Source organism: Shewanella sp. 30m-14, assembly GCF_052977125.1.
This window is the reverse complement of record NZ_JBRILW010000012.1, coordinates 74,048-92,054: the sequence shown is the minus strand read 5'-3', so window position 1 is coordinate 92,054 and position 18,007 is coordinate 74,048. Positions and strand designations below refer to the sequence as shown.

The 18,007-nt window shown below is 44.4% G+C and carries 12 protein-coding genes; 6 read left to right on the top strand and 6 right to left on the bottom strand.

The genetic code is table 11. From position 1 onward, the window contains the following. Window positions 1-7: 7 nt before the first annotated feature. From betB to gltB, 4 genes are all read right to left on the bottom strand, one after another. Window positions 8-1,471 (bottom strand): betaine-aldehyde dehydrogenase, encoded by a 1,464-nt coding sequence (gene betB / locus ACVBIU_RS10815; RefSeq protein ID WP_447163729.1) that lies wholly within the window; start codon window positions 1,469-1,471, stop codon window positions 8-10. Beyond that, on the bottom strand, window positions 1,462-2,067 hold the full coding sequence (betI, locus tag ACVBIU_RS10810) for a transcriptional regulator BetI (RefSeq protein ID WP_447163728.1): 606 nt from the start codon (window positions 2,065-2,067) through the stop codon (window positions 1,462-1,464). The genes betB and betI overlap by 10 nt, the downstream gene beginning before the upstream one ends. A gap of 629 nt (window positions 2,068-2,696) precedes the next feature. Further along, the gene (locus tag ACVBIU_RS10805; protein ID WP_447163727.1) at window positions 2,697-4,106 is read right to left on the bottom strand and encodes an FAD-dependent oxidoreductase; all 1,410 of its coding nucleotides are present in this window, start codon (window positions 4,104-4,106) and stop codon (window positions 2,697-2,699) included. A 5-nt stretch (window positions 4,107-4,111) separates the two neighbouring features. Continuing rightward, the gene (gene gltB, locus ACVBIU_RS10800; protein ID WP_447163726.1) at window positions 4,112-8,560 is read right to left on the bottom strand and encodes a glutamate synthase large subunit; all 4,449 of its coding nucleotides are present in this window, start codon (window positions 8,558-8,560) and stop codon (window positions 4,112-4,114) included. Between the two features lie 509 nt (window positions 8,561-9,069). Here gltB and ACVBIU_RS10795 point away from each other — a divergent pair. From ACVBIU_RS10795 to oxyR, 3 genes are all read left to right on the top strand, one after another. Next, window positions 9,070-9,987 (top strand): TIGR01212 family radical SAM protein, encoded by a 918-nt coding sequence (locus ACVBIU_RS10795; RefSeq protein WP_447160399.1) that lies wholly within the window; start codon window positions 9,070-9,072, stop codon window positions 9,985-9,987. A 210-nt stretch (window positions 9,988-10,197) separates the two neighbouring features. After that, window positions 10,198-10,563: an Hpt domain-containing protein gene (locus ACVBIU_RS10790; protein WP_447160400.1), complete on the top strand. Its 366-nt coding sequence runs from the start codon at window positions 10,198-10,200 to the stop codon at window positions 10,561-10,563. Between the two features lie 205 nt (window positions 10,564-10,768). Then, window positions 10,769-11,680: a hydrogen peroxide-inducible genes transcriptional activator OxyR gene (gene oxyR, locus ACVBIU_RS10785; RefSeq protein WP_447160513.1), complete on the top strand. Its 912-nt coding sequence runs from the start codon at window positions 10,769-10,771 to the stop codon at window positions 11,678-11,680. Window positions 11,681-11,729: 49 nt separating this feature from the next. On the opposite strand, the gene ACVBIU_RS10780 is transcribed toward oxyR, so the two are convergent. After that, window positions 11,730-12,809 carry an adenylate/guanylate cyclase domain-containing protein gene (locus tag ACVBIU_RS10780; RefSeq protein WP_447160401.1) on the bottom strand — a complete coding sequence of 360 codons (1,080 nt, stop codon included), beginning with the start codon at window positions 12,807-12,809 and terminating at the stop codon, window positions 11,730-11,732. A gap of 125 nt (window positions 12,810-12,934) precedes the next feature. Continuing rightward, window positions 12,935-13,606, bottom strand: coding sequence for a DNA mismatch repair endonuclease MutH (gene mutH / locus ACVBIU_RS10775; RefSeq protein ID WP_447160514.1), 672 nt, complete (start codon window positions 13,604-13,606; stop codon window positions 12,935-12,937). A gap of 692 nt (window positions 13,607-14,298) precedes the next feature. On the opposite strand from mutH, the gene rppH reads away from it, so the two are divergent. The 3 genes from rppH (at window position 14,299) to ACVBIU_RS10760 (ending at window position 17,949) form a co-directional block, all read left to right on the top strand. After that, window positions 14,299-14,820 (top strand): RNA pyrophosphohydrolase, encoded by a 522-nt coding sequence (rppH, locus tag ACVBIU_RS10770; RefSeq protein ID WP_447160402.1) that lies wholly within the window; start codon window positions 14,299-14,301, stop codon window positions 14,818-14,820. Between the two features lie 18 nt (window positions 14,821-14,838). Continuing rightward, window positions 14,839-17,073: a phosphoenolpyruvate--protein phosphotransferase gene (gene ptsP / locus ACVBIU_RS10765; protein WP_447160403.1), complete on the top strand. Its 2,235-nt coding sequence runs from the start codon at window positions 14,839-14,841 to the stop codon at window positions 17,071-17,073. Between the two features lie 75 nt (window positions 17,074-17,148). Further along, a complete protein-coding gene (locus ACVBIU_RS10760; protein WP_447163725.1) occupies window positions 17,149-17,949 on the top strand; it encodes a sulfite exporter TauE/SafE family protein in 801 nt (266 codons plus the stop codon). Window positions 17,950-18,007 lie beyond the last annotated feature (58 nt).

The following is an 18,007-nucleotide window of genomic DNA, read 5'->3' as shown; positions in this document are numbered from 1 at the left end:
CAGCTCCTTAAAATGGACTTTCAAGAGGCTGCATACCAACGTATACGGCTTTTATTTGGGTATAGGCTTTTAGGGTCTCACTACCGTTTTCACGGCCAATCCCTGACATCTTATAACCCCCTACTGGCATTTCAGCAGGTGAGGCGCCATAGGCGTTGATCCAGCATATGCCAGCTTGCATCTGGTGAATAACGCGGTGCGCACGAGTAATGTCTTGGGTAAATACACCAGCGGCAAGTCCTAAACGGGTATCGTTAGCACGGCGAACCACTTCCTCTTCATCACTAAAGGGCAGCACTGACATTACAGGGCCAAAGATCTCTTCTTTACTGAGTGTCATCTCATCAAGGCACTGACCAAAGATGGTTGGCGCGACAAAATAGCCATTAGGGCTATTTTCTGGTGTTAGCGCATGGCCACCCGCTAATAACTCGGCACCCTCTTTTTTACCTATCTCGATATAGCTCAGTACTTTTTCTTGGTGGGCCTTTGAGATCAGCGCGCCAAAGTTAGTGGCTGGATCCATAGGATCGCCACAGATGATATTGTTTTGAGTGCGTGTTAGTAGCTTTTCAATAAACTGCGGGTAGATATCTTGTTGCACAAATACGCGCGTGCCGTTGGTACAGATCTCACCTTGGGTGTAGAAGTTGCCTAACATGGCTGCTGAAACGGCGTTATCGATGTCGGCGTCATTGAAGATAATTAGCGGTGATTTACCACCAAGCTCCATGGTGACTTCTTTGAGTGAACTTGCCGCTGCAGCCATCACTTTTTTACCTGTGCCCACTTCGCCAGTGAATGACACTTTGGCAATGTCATCATTGTTTGTGAGCCAAACGCCAACCCGACCATCGCCTTGAACAACGTTAAACACACCATCGGGGACACCTGCTTCGGTAAAGATTTCGGCTAGCTTTAGCGCTCCTAGCGGAGTTTCTTCCGATGGCTTAAAGATCATTACATTACCGCAGGCCAGCGCGGGAGCGGCTTTCCAGCAAGCGATTTGTAGCGGGTAGTTCCATGCACCAATGCCGGCGCAAATGCCCAGTGGCTCTCGGCGAGTGTAATAAAAGTCATCACCCACAGTTTGCTGATTGCCTTCAATACTGGGGGCAAGACCGGCAAAAAACTCAATGGAGTCTGCGCCTGTGACAACATCGACCACAGAGGCTTCTTGCCAAGGCTTGCCTGTATCTTGAACTTCGATGGCTGCTAACTCATCGTTGCGCTGTCGAAGCAGTGCTACGGCTTTAAGTAGAATGCGACTACGTTCTATGGCGGTCATTTTTGACCAGGTTTCAAAACCTGCTTTAGCGCTTTCAATCGCAGCTTGTTGGATTGTTTCATCGGCGACTTCGACTAAATAATTCACCTCTCCATTAGCTGGATTGATAACTTCGAAGGTTTCGCCTGTGGTATTTTTGAGAGCTTTGCCGTGAATATAATTGCGGTAAACGACTAGTGACATCGGTTTTCTCCGTACTGCATGATCACTGCCTCGATAAAGGCTTTAGATAGAATTTGGGCCTGCTGAAACTCTTTCTCTGGAGTAGGGCTTAGCGCACTACGTAGCCAAAAACCATCGATCATCGCGGCTGTCTGCTTGGCCGCGGAAATGGCGTTGGCTTTAGGGAGGAGTTGTTTAAAAGAGAACAGAAGGTTGCTGTATAAGCGCTGGCTATTAATGTGTTGTAGCCTAGCAAGGCCTGGCTCGTGCATGGCTTGTGACCAAAAGCTTAACCAGGTTTTTGTTGCGGGTTTTGAACGCTGCAGCTCAGTAAAGTTGGCTTCAACAATGGCGTGCAGTCGCTCTAGTGGTAATAGTGTTGTGCCTGCGGTACGGCTCAATAATGCTTGTTTTAGTTGATCTAGCAGATACTTTTGCGTTGCTTCAATCAGTCCTTGTTTACCGCCGAAGTAATGACTAATTAGCCCAGAAGATAAACCTGCCAAACCGCTGATAGTATTGATAGTCGTATTGTGCAACCCATGACGTTCTACAGAGACAAGAGTGGCTTCGATGAGCTGTTGTTGGCGGACGGTTTTCATTGGCGGACGGGGCATATAAAAGCAAATTCCTGAATTTAATTCTTATTGTTATTTTTTGTTTACTCTTGTGAAAAATTTGTGCTTTTGAATGTTGATTGAACGTTCAATTAATAACAACTCTAATGGTTAGAGCTATAACGATCAAGCTTTATCGGGAAATGAGATCTGCTTCACAGATTTAATTTAGTGAATTAAGCGTGTGGTTAATTCCTCTCAAGTTATTGTTTATATAGTGATAAATCACCAGCTTTAATTTTGCTTAAACAGGTCAGACGAGCTGAAAATTAATTTTGAATAAAAATTAGTTTTAGCTGTAATCGTTATTAAAGTCGCCTGGTTTGGGGCAAGTGGTGAAGCTGATAAATTTGACGCTTTGCTTTGATAGTGCTCTTTTCTGGTAGCTATTTAACGTATAAGGATTTTGGTGGGACTGGACGGGGCTGAGAGTGATAGAGATTAACAGACTGCTAAAAATAGCAGGCAAAAAAAGGCGCTCCACTGGGAGCGCACAATCATAAGCGCATAATTACAAGTAACTAGGTATACATCTCTTAAATACATGAGGCTTTTAAGCCATCATTTTTAAAGATGATTTAGCTTTTTAAGTAATTTACTCTTCTAAGTAATAGTGCTCTTCTAGATATTTAGTCTTCTAAGTAATTTAAAATGCCCATGGCGGCATCACGGCCCTCTGCGATAGCTGTAACGACCAAGTCAGAACCGCGCACCATGTCGCCCCCAGCAAACACCTTAGGGTTACTGGTTTGAAATGGATTATCGGCGACTTTTGGCGCTTTGACTAAGCCCCAGTCATTAAGCTCAATGTTGTAGTCATCAAGCCATTTTGCTGGGCTCGGTTGGAAACCAAAGGCGATAATGATGGCATCGGCATCAAGCACCTGTTCACTGCCTGCTATAGGCTCTGGGCGGCGACGTCCACTGTCATCGGCTTCACCGAGCAGGGTCTCGATAAATTCGATCCCCACCACATTACCGTCGATGGTTTTAATTTCACAGGGTTGACGATTAAACAGAAAATCAACACCCTCTTCGCGAGCATTTTGCACTTCACGCCGAGAACCGGGCATATTCTCCTCATCTCGGCGATAGGCACAGATGACTTGCGTTGCACCTTGACGTACTGCAGTGCGTACACAGTCCATTGCTGTATCACCACCTCCTAGCACGACGACGCGTTTGTCTTTTAGGCTGAGGTAGGGATTATCTAAGCATTCAGTCCCCATGACATTATGGGTATTACCAATTAAGTAAGGCAGTGCCTGATGTACGCCACTTGCATCTTCCCCGACAAGATTGGCTTTCATGGCGGTGTAGGTACCCATGCCAAGAAATACGGCGTCGTACTGTTCAATTAATTGCTTAAAGTCGATATCTTTGCCTACAGTGACACCTAATTTAAACTCGATGCCCATACCCTCAAGTACATTGCGGCGAATTTGCATCACCTCTTTATCGAGCTTAAATGACGGAATTCCATAAGTGAGTAGGCCGCCAATCTGCACGTTTTTATCAAACACTACAGCTTGAATACCGTTGCGAGCTAAAATATCGGCGCAGCCAAGACCCGCAGGTCCTGCGCCGACAATTGCCACTCGCTCTTTACGTGGCGTAACCATTGACATATCGGGGCGCCAGCCTTGTGAGATGGCCGTATCGGTAATGTACTTTTCAACATTACCGATAGTCACAGCCCCAAACTCTTCGTTAAGGGTACAAGCCCCTTCACAGAGCCTGTCTTGTGGGCACACTCGGCCGCAGATCTCGGGCAGGGTGTTGGTCTCGTGGACCAAATCAGCCGCTTCCATAATACGTCCCTGTTTGGCCAGTTGCAGCCAGTTGGGAATGTAGTTATGCAGTGGGCATTTCCATTCACAATAGGGGTTACCGCAATCTAAACAGCGGTCAGCTTGCTCTTTCACCTGTGGTTGGGCAAAGGGCTGGTAAATCTCAATAAACTGCGTTGCACGTTGTTTAGCTGCATGTTTAGTTGGGTCTTTACGTCCAACTTCAAGAAACTGAAAATCATTGCTCATGTTATTTACCCCGCTCTGACTGCAAGTGCAGGTTCTGATTGCGCTAACTTTAATAGATCATCTAGTGCAACACTTTTTGGTTTCACTAAAATGAAGCAATCTAGCCAGTTTTCGAAATCGCTCAAGATCATCTTGGCATGATCGCTATTGGTTTCTGTTACATGCTGCTCTATCAAATCGCGTAGATGCTGCTGATGTATTGGCGATTGTACTTTGTGTGTATCGACCATCTCGGTATTGACTCGGCGGTTAAAGTGACCATATTGGTCAAATACATAGGCAAACCCACCGGTCATACCTGCACCGAAGTTAACGCCGGTTCTACCGAGCACAACAACAATGCCGCCAGTCATGTATTCACAACCGTTATCACCCAAGCCTTCGACAACGGCAATGGCACCTGAGTTACGCACCGCAAAACGCTCGCCAGCTTTACCTGACGCGAATAACTTGCCGCCAGAGGCCCCGTACAAACAGGTATTCCCTAAAATCGCCGAACGCTCGCTCTTGAATGGGCTTCCCAGTGGTGGATAGACACAAATTTTACCGCCAGACATGCCTTTACCGACGTAATCATTGGCATCACCGCATAGCATTAGCTCAAGACCCGGTGCGTTCCATACTCCAAAGCTTTGGCCTGCGCTGCCGTTAAATTTCAGGGTGATAGGGGCTTTCGCGCCGCTTTTACCAATGTGGGTTGCGATATAGCCTGACAAGCTCGCTCCTACAGAACGGTCGGTATTGTTGATGCTGAACATCTCACAAATGGATATACCGGCTAATACGGCCTCTTTACAATCTGCGACCAGACGTTGGTTTAATTGACCTTTGTCTGATGGAGGATTGATTTCGCGCCATGTAACCGCTGAGTTTTCTGGCACCTTAGGGCGATATAGGATCGGTGCTAAATCGAGATGTTGTTGTTTAGCCGTATCGCCCTCAATGGCTGCTAACCAGTCGCTGCGCCCTACCATCTCTTCAAACTCTGTTACACCCAGTGCCGCCATGTACTCACGGATCTCCTGTGCCACAAACTCAAAATAGGTCATGACGCGTTCTGGTAATCCATGGTAATGCTCATTGCGCAGTTTTGGATTTTGGGTAGCGACACCCGTCGCGCAGTTGTTGAGGTGGCAAATACGTAGGTATTTACAACCTAGAGCAATCATAGGCACAGTTCCAAAACCAAAGCTTTCAGCGCCGAGCAGTGCTGCTTTGATAACGTCCTTGCCAGTTTTTAAGCCGCCATCCACCTGTAAGCGGATTTTATGACGCAGACCGTTTGCGATCAGAGACTGATGTACCTCGGCAAGACCAAGCTCCCATGGGCTTCCGGCATACTTTACTGAGGTGATAGGGCTGGCACCAGTACCACCGTCGTACCCTGAAATGGTAATCATATCGGCGTAGGCTTTAGCGACACCGGTGGCAATGGTGCCGACACCGGGCTCAGATACCAGTTTGACTGATACTAGCGCTTTGGGATTGATTTGTTTCAAATCAAAAATCAGCTGAGCTAAGTCTTCAATCGAGTAGATGTCATGATGCGGTGGTGGTGAAATCAGTGTCACACCTGGGCGAGCATTACGTAGCGCGGCAATCTCAACGCTGACTTTATCGCCAGGAAGTTGTCCGCCTTCGCCTGGTTTTGCACCTTGAGCAACCTTGATTTGTAATACTTCAGCATTGACTAAATAATGTGCCGTTACGCCAAATCGACCCGACGCAATCTGCTTAATTGCCGAGTTACCTTCGGTATTGAAGCGGCGTGGATCTTCTCCACCTTCACCGGAGTTTGAGCGACCGCCTAAGCGGTTCATCGCAACGGCTAGTGCCTCATGAGCTTCAGGGCTTAGGGCTCCGATACTCATTGCGGCGCTGTCAAAGCGTGGGTATAGGGTTTTAGCTGCTTCTACTTGTTCAATTTTAACGGGGGCAAGTTCACCTTTGACTTCAATTAAGTCACGCAATGTTGCAATTGGGCGATTATCGACAAGTTCAGTGAAACGTTTATAACTTGGGTAATCTTGATCTCTCAAGCTTGCTTGTAAGGTGTTAACCACATCAGGGTTAAAACAATGGTATTCGCCACCCTCAACATATTTGAGCAATCCGCCTTGGGTCAACGGCTGGTGCGCTCTAAATGCATTTTTGTGTAGCAGTTGCTGATCTTGTTCGATTAAATCGAACGTCGCTCCTTGAATTCGGCTAATCACGCCATTAAAACACAGCTCGACGACTTCATCTGCAAGACCGACTGCTTCAAATTGTTTACTACAGCGGTAAGAGGCGACGGTACTAATGCCCATCTTAGACATGATCTTACGCAGCCCCTTGTCTATGCCATGACGGAAGTTAAGCATCAAGTCACGGGTATTTTCAACACCGTTACGCTTAGCGAGATCAGAGATGCACTCATACACAAGGTAGGGGTAAACAGCCGTAGCGCCAAAGCCTAGCAGCACTGCAAAGTGATGAGGATCGCGGGCTGATGCGGTTTCAACAATGATGTTGGTGTCACAGCGAAGGCTATTATCAACCAGCACTTGCTGTACTGCTCCAACCGCCATAGCAGCTGGGATCACTTGCTTAGATTTAGCGGTTGCACGATCTGAAAGCACTAATAAGGTGGTACCCGATCGCGCTAAACGTTCAGCTTCATCACAGATACGTTTAACGGCAGCTTCTAAACCTTCACTGAGGTCATAGTTTAAATCGACGGTATTGGCACGGTAGTAGGTGCTATCGAGTGCCATTAGCTGGTTGAAGTCGCTATATAGCAACACTGGCGAGTTAAACATCACACGGTAGGCATGACCTGTGGTCTCGTTGAATAGGTTTTGCTCACGACCCGCGCAAGTGGTTAACGACATCACGTGCTTTTCACGTAGCGGGTCAATAGGTGGGTTGGTTACCTGGGCAAACTTTTGGCGAAAATAGTCATAAAGGGTACGTGATTTTTTCGACAACACTGCCATCGGCGTGTCATCGCCCATAGAGCCTGTGGCTTCTTCACCTTTTTGAGCTAGCACCCAAATAACTTGCTCTAACTCTTCACGAGAATAGCCAAAGTGTTTTTGATATTGCAGCAGCTGGGCATCATCAAATTCACGTCTACCTTGATCGTTCGGTCCAAAATCTTCTGCAGGTTTAAGCACTTTACTATTTTTAGCCATCCACTCTTTGTATGGGTGGCGACGCTTTAAGTCGTTATCAATTTCAAACGATGAATAAAGTTGCCCATTAAGGGTGTCGAGTACTAACAACTCACCGGGTCCTACGCGACCTTTCTCGATCACTTCATCTGCAGCGTAATCCCAAATGCCGACTTCAGAGGCTAAGGTTAGTATACGGTCTTTAGTGATGACATAACGCGAAGGGCGCAAGCCATTTCGGTCAACGGCACAGGCCGCGTGACGGCCGTTAGTCATTACGATACCGGCAGGACCATCCCAAGGCTCCATATGCATCGAGTTAAAGTCATAGAAGGCCTTTAACTCTGCATCCATTTCAGGGTTACTTTGCCATGCTGGTGGGATCAATAGACGCATTGCGCGATATAAATCCATACCGCCAGCAAGTAGCATCTCTAACATGTTGTCCAGAGATGATGAATCAGAACCCGTTTCATTTACGAAAGGTGCTGCCTGCTGTAAATCAGGTAGTAATGGTGCGTGAAACTTATAAGCACGCGCTCTTGCCCATTGACGGTTACCGGTAATGGTGTTGATTTCGCCATTGTGAGCTAAATATCTAAATGGCTGAGCCAGCGGCCATTTAGGTGATGTATTGGTTGAAAAGCGCTGGTGGAATAAGCAGATTGCACTTTGGAGGCGGATATCTGCCAAGTCACTATAAAAAGCAGGCAGGTCGGCAGGCATCATCAGACCTTTATAGACGATGACCTGGCCTGAAAGACTCGCTACATAGAAGTCTTTATCGTGAGTAAGCTGTTGCTCTACACGCCGCCTTGCCATATATAAGCGTCGTTCTAAGTCTTTTTCTCGCCAGCCAATGGGGGCGTTAATCAATACTTGAACTATCTGTGGTTGACTCGCTTTACCAATTGGTCCAAGTACGTCGGCATTAACTGGCACATTTCGCCACCCTGCAACACTTAAGGTTTCCTTTTGGAGTTCTTGTTCAAGTAGCTGCTTGGTTTGCGAAGCTAAGATAGTATCTTGACTAAGGAAAAGCATGCCAACGGCGAAACGACGGCTTAAATGCCATTCATTTTCTTCGGCTATCGCTTTAAAGAAGTTAATTGGTAATTGCATTAATAGACCACAGCCGTCGCCAGTGCGGCCATCAGCAGCAATACCGCCACGATGCTTCATTCGGTCTAGGCCATGGATCGCGGTACGTACAATACGGTGGCTTGCTTCACCGTCCATCTGGGCTATTAACCCAAATCCACAATTGTCCCGCTCAAAACTTGGATGATATAAGCTCATTACTACACTCCCTAACCTCAACTGATACAACTCGGGAGATAAAGCAAAAAATCTCTATAGATATGCACCCGAATCAATCAAATTAACCTCAAGCGGGTTAAAGGTCAAACCAAATTATTGCATAAAAAGTAACTTGCAATTGATGTTTAATACACCTGTATTAATCGGTTTACCTTAACGTAAACTGCAGATCTTCACGTATAACGTTATGAATAAAAAGGATTTTGAAATTTACGGTTTTTTCTAGTCGCCTATTTGTAACTAAAATGTTGATTATATCTGTTTTCGGTAAAGTGATTTTTATTGCACATACAGTGAAATGATAACCACTCTTACTTGTGAGTATTTATGCATAAATAAACATGAGTGTAGTAAAGGTTAGTCGTTAGTAACGTAAAGAAATCATTAATAGTAAAGCGTGGTCTTTACGGTTATTTGAGCTAGCGCTAATTAATGAATTGTGGAACTGGTTAAAATAGCGCAAATTTTTTCGCAAGGTGATAGAGCAGTTGGGACTGGATAGTTACGTTAATACCTTCGGTGGTGTATGCAAACAAAAATATGGTGAGCGGATCCGTAAGCTGACTATTGATGCTAAGTTCACTTGTCCAAATCGTGACGGCACTTTGGGTAAGGGCGGTTGTACCTATTGTAATGTGGCTTCGTTTAGTCATGAACATAAAACAGAGCTTTCTATTCAAGAGCAACTTAATCAGGGGCGTGAGCGCTTATCATCTAAGTCATCGAAATATATTGCATATTTTCAAGCCTATACCAGTACTTATGATGAGTACCTAGTATTAAAGCAAAAGTACGATGAAGCGATACAAGATAGTGATATTGTTGGGCTCTGTGTCGGCACTCGGCCTGACTGCGTTCCTGATGACGTACTGGAGCTATTAGTTGGCTATCAAAATGATGGCGTTGATGTATGGCTAGAATTAGGCCTGCAATCGGCTAATGACAACACCCTAAAGAAAATTAACCGCGGACACGACTTCGCTGCCTATGAAGATACAGTTAAGCGCGCGCGTCATTTAGGCATTAAGGTATGTACTCATTTGATTTTGGGGCTGCCAGGTGAAAGCCATAAAGACTATCTTGAAACCTTAAATAAGGTGTTAGCCGTCGGCGTTGATGGCATTAAGCTGCACCCGCTGCATATTGTGGAAGGCAGCACCATGGCCAAAGCATGGCGTAACGACAAGATGAGTTTACTTGAGCTTGAAACCTATGCTTTTAGCGTGGGAGAACTGATACGCTGGACCCCCAAAGAGGTGATCTTCCATCGAGTTACCGCTTACGCCAAAAAACCTATGTTGTTAGCACCAGACTGGTGTGCCTATCGTTGGAATGGTCTTGTGGCAATTGTTGATGATCTGAAGGCAAAAGGCGGTCAAGGTACCTATTTGAAAAATAGCGTTTAAACTGTTAGGGGCTTTGTGCGAAAAACGTTCAAGTATCAGATTGGCAAGGTAGCCGCAAGGTTACTTTATTTAATGATAGGTTGGTAAAGTGTTAAAATCGGTGTAAATTTAACCTCGTGTGACAGTAGTTGTTGCACCGGTGATTTTAGCGGGTATTATGTGGTAAATTCGTATTTTTGTATACATGGCAATATTTTGAGAGGTGCCTAAATGGCAACGGCTGAATTAGAATCAATTCTGGATCTTAATACACTGGAGCAATACTGCAGTGCAATTGGTGCAGGTACGCTACTTAAAAGCGTCGTCTTGTTTGAACAACTGATGCCAGAGTACGTTGGCAACCTAGTCAGTGCACAAGAAGCTAACGATAAAGATACGCTTTGTAGCGAAGCGCATAAGTTCAAAGGCGCAGCGGGTTCAGTTGGCCTTAAACGTATTCAGCAATATGCCCAGCTATTACAACATGGCGAAGAAGCATCTTGGGAACAAGAGCACCAAGCATGGTTGAATGAAATTGTTGCATACGCTTCAAAAGACTTGCAGCAATTAAAAGAATACTTGGAGTCTAAGGCTTAAATTAACCTAGCTTCAATATTAATAGCGCAGTTTGGATTATCCACTGCGCTATTTTTTTATCTGTCGTTAAACAGTATCAATAGATTATCTTGTACATTTTTGATTCAGTTCACAGTCTAACCGCTCTAAATCAGAGTTGGCTTAGCGTTTTATGGTAGAGTTAGATTGAACGATTAGATAAATAATGTCACTGGTAATCTATTTTATGAAACATCTACCAAGTTTAAAGAATCTGTTCTATCTGGTGAATCTACACCAAGAACAGAACTTCAACAGAGCCGCTAAAATATGCCATGTCAGCCAATCGACCTTGTCTAGCGGCATTCAAAACCTTGAAGAGCAGTTAGGTCACCAGCTTATTGAGCGTGACCATAAGTCATTTATCTTTACCGCGATAGGTGAAGAGGTGGTGATGCGCTCTCGTAAGCTGTTGACTGATGTTGATGATTTGGTCGAACTGGTTAAGCATCAAGGTGAGCCTATGACTGGTGAGATCCGCTTAGGTTGTATTCCTACTATTGCGCCTTTTTTGTTGAGTAATGTGGTTCAACATTGCAAGCAGGCTTACCCAGACTTAACGCTATTCTTAAAAGAAGACACAACCGATCGTCTGATCGACGCGTTAGGTAAAGGTGAGCTCGATCTGTTGTTGCTGGCTCTTCCGGTCGATACGAGTGGCTTTCATAGCATGAAGGTTGGTATTGATCCCTTCAAAATGGTAGTGCATAAAGATTTGAGCGATGAGATCCATGAACCCATCGACTATCAAGATTTACCGGATGAAAGTATTTTTTTACTGCAAGCAGAGCACTGTATTACAGGCCATGCCATTTCGGCTTGTCAATTAGGTGAGAGTATTAAAATCAACCCATTTGCAGCGACGAGCCTGCACACGTTAGTACAGATGGTGAACTGTAAACTAGGCACAACATTCTTACCGCAGATGGCAATCGATGCGGGGATTTTGAATAACACAGACTTAACGACGATGGCCCCGCCTGGTGAGACGCCTTACCGCGACATCGGATTAGTTTGGCGCCAAACATCAAGCCGAATTTTGACCTTTAGAACGATAGGATTAGAGATCCAAAAGTTATTAGAGCAAGCTGATAAATAGGTCGTTGGTATAAATAATAAAGCCGATAAAATTATCGGCTTTTTTATTGCTAAGAGTTAGCGAGTTTAGGTGTGACACCAAAGACTTCGATGGAGTGTTGCTTACCTTTTAACTTGATTGGTCCTAAGCTATTTAGGTTGTACTGTGAGTCGCTATATTCAAGACGTGATTGTAGCGAGCCAGAGATCAGCATTCGCTGACCCAGTGGGTTACATTGGTCTTGTAACCGAGCTAAGGTATTAAGTACATCGCTAAAGAAGCTAATCTCTTGCTTCTGCACACCTACAACGGCAGCAACAACTTGACCGCAATGGGCCGCAGCCTTAAATTTAGGCACAAAGCCATATTGTTCTTCAAAGTAGCGTCTTTGCCAGCTGAGTTGCTGACTAAACTCATGATAAATATTAAAGCATCGATCTTCTTTAATACCGTCTTTTAATGGCCAGTGGATAAGAACTGCATCCCCCATATAACGATAAATTTCAGCCTCGTTATTGGTTACCGTATCGGCTAATAAACTAAAACTGTCTTGGATTAAGCGGCTAAAACGATAGTCTCCAAGTGATTCAGCATGAGTGGTTGATGCCACCATATCTAAATACAAAAATAAGCGCTGTTCATATCTTGGCTTATGATATTTACCTAAACCAATATTAAGTAGCACTCTTGGGCCAACTAATAGTGCCATCTGCTCAATAAATGCTAGGCCGACACGCACCACAACGAGATAGACAATCAATGCCTGGAATGAAGGACTATAAAGAATGTGCGCTGTTAACATTTGGCGCAATGTAGTCATATGGTTTTCAATGGCCCACATGTTGAGGTATTGGGTGATATAGGCCAAAGTTGTTGCGCCGAGCAATAAAAACAGGCCTTTAAAAACAACTGAAAAAACATATGGTAAGCGATTGATAGCACTGAAATCTGCAATTAAGTTCGACATCCAGTGAAGGCTGCCGAAAATCAGGCCCATATAAATTGAAAGCGTGGCTAAATCAGCGGAGCCAATGGCCCACTGTGGAAGTTCTGGAGTTTGCGCGTATCTAAAAAATACGAAAGCCGCCATGGCCAAAGTCCAAGCGAATATAGCAAAGGCTAATTTTTTCGCTTGTATATGTGCTTTCACTATTAAGGGGGTATCCAAATACTACACGATTTTAGGAGGCGCTATTTTATAGAATATTCCCCTACTTTGACTAGTAGTATTTGTGATCTAGGTCAAATGAGTGTGAGTTTTGGCCAAAAAAAGACTTAAAGCAGCTGTGAAAGTATTTTTTGGGTAAATTGGGTCTTTAAATAAAAGCCTCTAGGGTTGGTTTGGGTGAGTTGTCCATCACGGCCAATGCTATCTGTAACGACCTGACTATTCGCGGCTTTAGGGCGTAGCTGTAGCACTTCTCCATGTCGAGCTGTGACTTTGTCGACTTGGCCCATTGCTATTAACTCCATGATCTCCTCCCAGTCTTGTTTTAGGAGTTCACTCTCTTCACTAGATGGTTGCCATAAAATAGGTGAGCCTATCTGGCGCTCGGCTAAGGGGATCTCTCGGTCACCTTGAACAGGGATCCACAATACCTGTTGGAGCTTATGGCAAACCACGCTATTTTCCCACATTAACCCTTGTATATTGGTCAGTGGCGCTACCGTTACATAAGTCGTTTCGAGCACTTTTCCTTGTCGGTTGACTGGAATCGTCTTGAGCTCTACGCCTAAATGAACAAAGTCTTGTTCAGGCCTTGAGCCCGCTAAGGCACCTAACTCTAATTCAATTAGTTGTCCGACCCAGCCTTTATGACGTTTTAAGTCATTCGGCATCTCAATATCGTGATAATTTGCAAGCTGGCCTAAGGTTAAACCTGCCATGGCTTCGGCGCGTTGCATCAGTTCTTCGATGCTTTCTGGGGAGCTAAGTGATTTCTTCATAGGCATAATTTTACCTAAATAGTCAGTTATATCAAATAAGAGTGAAAAACGAACAGCTAGTTAAACACTGGGCGCTAACGGTAGAAATTATACCTAAGTAAGTGAATTGCATGGGGAACTTTATTGTTGTTCATATCTGGACTTGAGTTTTTACTAAGTTACACCACTGCTTTCCCTGTTTTTCCAACATAGTTATCCACAGAATTGTTGGATAACTTATATTTATTCAATAACTACTGCAATCAAAGTGATCTGTCAATCTATTAAAAGGCGGTTTTTTTGCTTTTTTTAAACGGAAAATGGTTGCACTTGTGAATAACACCTTTCGGCTATCTAGCGATTCAAGCTATTTAAATGCGCTGGTTAAAAAGTGACCGCTTTTGGCTTTCGCCAGTGTTTTGGTTTTTATACCTCAGTGTAAGTCTTTGTTATTGTGTGTCTTGTTGTTTGCTTTTCTCCTAAGGTAAAATTAATAAACCAATAGTAAATGCGCAAGTTATTAGACTTTAATTGAGTTTCCAACAGAGATATCCACAGTTTTTGTGGATATCATGAGTTATTCATTTGGCTCTCTGTTGATAAGGTTGATAGAAAAGTCATTTTATCCAACGATTGGCGTGTAACAGATATTTGCCGCCGGACACGCTTTGTGAAACAATCAAAAGATTAATAGTTAATAGTTCGGAGTCCATGTGATTGATAGTGACGGCTTTCGCGCAAATGTGGGCATCATTATCTGTAATCGCTTTGGGCAGGTTATGTGGGCAAGACGTTTTGGCCAACATTCCTGGCAATTTCCTCAGGGTGGCGTTGACGATGGAGAGTCAGCAGAAGAAGCCATGTATCGTGAGTTATACGAAGAAGTAGGATTAAAGCCAGAACATGTGCAAATTCTAACATCTACGCGATCATGGTTACGCTACCGATTACCTAAGCGGTTAATCAGACAAGATAGTAAACCCGTGTGTATAGGGCAGAAACAGAAATGGTTTTTGCTACAATTGAAAAGTGCCGAAAGTGCTATTGACCTAAATGCCAGTGGTCACCCAGAGTTTGATGATTGGCGTTGGGTCAGTTATTGGTACCCAGTAAGACAAGTCGTTTCTTTTAAAAGAGATGTTTACCGAAAAGTCATGAAAGAGTTTGCTGTGACCACTTTACCTTTGCAGGTTAAAGAGTCGAACAATAGAAGACGAGGTATGCGTAGAAGCTAAATAGGGAGGTTTGCAGTAGTGCTAAAAACACTGAGAGATATAACACAGGCGGTTGCGTCAGCTCGCGACCTTCAAAACGCGTTAGATCTGCTTGTTACGCAAACCAAGCAAGCTATGGCTACAGAGTGTTGTTCTATCTATATATTAGAAGAACAACAACTCGTACTTTCTGCAACTGATGGCCTAGAGCCCACAGCTGTTAATCGCGTAAAAATTCCCATTACACAAGGTCTCGTTGGTTTAGTTACTCAGCGAGAAGAGGCTATTAACTTAGCCGATGCCTCATCTCATCCAAGATTTAAATTACTCCCAGAAGTCTCAGAAGAAGCTTATAGCGCCTTTCTCGCTGTGCCGATCGTTTATCAAAAGTCGGTTATTGGCGTTATCGTGGTTCAGCAAGTGCAGGCTCGTCAATTTAGTGAAGGAGAAGAAGCCTTCTTGATGACACTAGCTGCTCAGTTAGCCGTTGCAATTAAGGGGGTCACTCATAGAGTTAAATCTGCCACTAACTTGCAGCAGCGTTACTACACTGGCACTCAGGCTTCCAAAGGTATTGCGATAGCTCAAGCTTTGGTGCTTGGTGGACAGATTTCATTTGATCTTGTTGAGCGGCAGGCCAAATCAATTGATGAGGAGGAGAGGCGCCTTCAAGATGCAATGAACCGGTGCAAAGATCTGCTTGTTGGGCTATCTCAACGCTTCGATAGAGAAAAAGATGAAGAAGCTGCCTCGATTTTTAGGGCATTACTGCTATTGCTTGAAAAAGCGAGTTTAGGCGGAGAATACATAAAAGAAGTTAGAGCCGGCTGGAGCGCGGAAACGGCAGTTTGTCTGGTTTCCAAGCGTTACATCGTACACTTCGGCTCGATGACAGACCTCTACCTTAAAGAACGCGCTAATGATATTAGAGATCTCGGCCAACGTGTGCTGAGGCAGTTAATTGAACCGGATAAGATTTTTTTAGAGCCTCAAACGCCAGTGATCTTGATTACTCGTGAAGCCACTACCACCTTATTAGCGGAGTTTCCCAGACAAAAATTAGCAGGGATCGTCACCGAGCTTGGCGGTGCTAACTCTCATGCGGCCATTTTAGCGAGGGCTATGGGAGTACCTGCGATTATAGGTGTTGAAGGCATATTAAGCGCCAATATAGAAAAGTCGCAGATTATTATTAACGCCAATCGTGGTCAGGTCATTATTGAGCCATCAGGAATCGTACTGTCTGAATATCGAAGCTTAATAGCGGCGCAAGAGGAGCAGCAAAGACAATACGCGCAAGAACTCTCTCATAAAGCGGTGACAATTGATGGTAAGCGTATTTATCTTTACATCAATAGCGGGTTGTTAAGTAGCGTTGATTCAGAAACTGGCGCCGACTCAGATGGTATCGGACTGTATCGCACTGAGATCCTGTTTATGATCAAACAGTGCTTTCCTGGTGAAATAGAGCAGTTAGAAATTTATCGCAAGGTGCTAAAGGCGGCCGGTAATAAGCCTGTGGTGATGCGAACATTGGATGTGGGTGGCGATAAGCCGCTAGATTACTTCCCAATTATTGAGGATAACCCGTTTTTAGGGTGGCGCGGTATTCGATTATCGCTGGATCATCCTGAGTTATTCCTAGTTCAATTAAGAGCGATGCTACAGGCGGCAATTGATACTGAGCAGCTACATATCTTGCTGCCAATGGTCAGTAATCTTGAAGAGATTGATTTAGCTTTGATCTATTTAGAACAGGCTTGCCAGGAGCTGACTTCAGAACTTGGTAAGCAGATCACTATGCCGAAAGTGGGCATCATGCTTGAAGTTCCAGTGTTGCTATATCAGTTAGATGAAGTGGCTAAACGGGTAGATTTTGTTTCAGTAGGCTCCAATGACTTAACGCAGTATCTATTAGCAGTCGATCGTAATAACCCTAGTGTTAGCCCATTATTTGATAGTTATCACCCGGGCGTTCTCAGAGCGCTCAAATTTGCAGTCGAACGCTGTAATGAGCTCGAACTGCCAATTAGTGTTTGCGGCGAGCTTGCGGGTGAACCTATTGGTGCTATCTTGCTGGTTGCTATGGGATATGAGCAATTAAGTATGAATCAGGCTAGTTTAGCGCGAATTAATTACTTATTAAGACGTGTTTCACAGCAAGAGTTAAGCTTATTATTAGCAAAAGTATTATGCCTAAATAGTGGCGATGAAGTGAGAAAACGAGTCAGTGATTATTGTGAGCAACGCGGTCTTTTATCGGTGATAAGTTAAAAAGCCTCAATAACTTGTTATTCCGTTAGTGAATAATTTAAGCTTAATCAATAATAATAACGAAAGGTCGTACTTGTGGAAAGCTGGCTATATATATTGTGTATTTGCTTAGTGCTAGGTGCAGGCATTGGTTTTATGGCTGGGCTGCTCGGGATCGGCGGTGGACTGATTGCTGTTCCTGCGTTACTGCATATTTTACCCCAAGTTGGTATTACACCTGAAAAGTTACCCCATGTCGCGATTGCAACCTCTTTGGCGGCCATCATCCTTACCTCGCTTTCATCTGCCCGTGCGCATCATAAAAGGGGTAATATTCCTTGGCCGTTATTTAAGTCTATGCTGCCAGGCTTTGTGCTGGGCGCGTTATGTTCAGGTTTTATTTCTGAAATGATTGCCGCGAAATCACTGCAACAAATATTTGCTGTATTTGTTATCTTGATGGCTGTGCAGATGGCCTTTCCATTTAAGACCGAATCAAACCGAGCAATGCCATCGCCTATGAGTTTGTTCTTTGCAGCGACCGCGATAGCTATTATCGCAGCGCTTATGGGAATTGGTGGCGGTGTACTTTTGGTACCCTTCTTAACTTGGTGTGGGCTACAAATGCGCAATGCGGTTGGGTTTTCTGCTGCAACAGGTTTACTCATCGCATTATTTGGCAGTATCGGATATACACTCGCAGGTTGGGATGCTGCTGGTTTACCAGAATGGACCTTAGGTTATATCTATTTACCGGCATTGATTGGTATTGTATCGACATCGATGTTGATGGCCCCTGTGGGCGCAAGAGCCGCAACTAATTTACCTACGGCAAAATTAAAGAAGTTTTTTGCCGTATTCCTTGCTCTTGTGGGCCTGAAACTTGTTTTAGCATAATGTTATACTGGGTAAATGTCGGTAGTATTTCTTCGTTTAGCGCTGGGAGACAACCCAG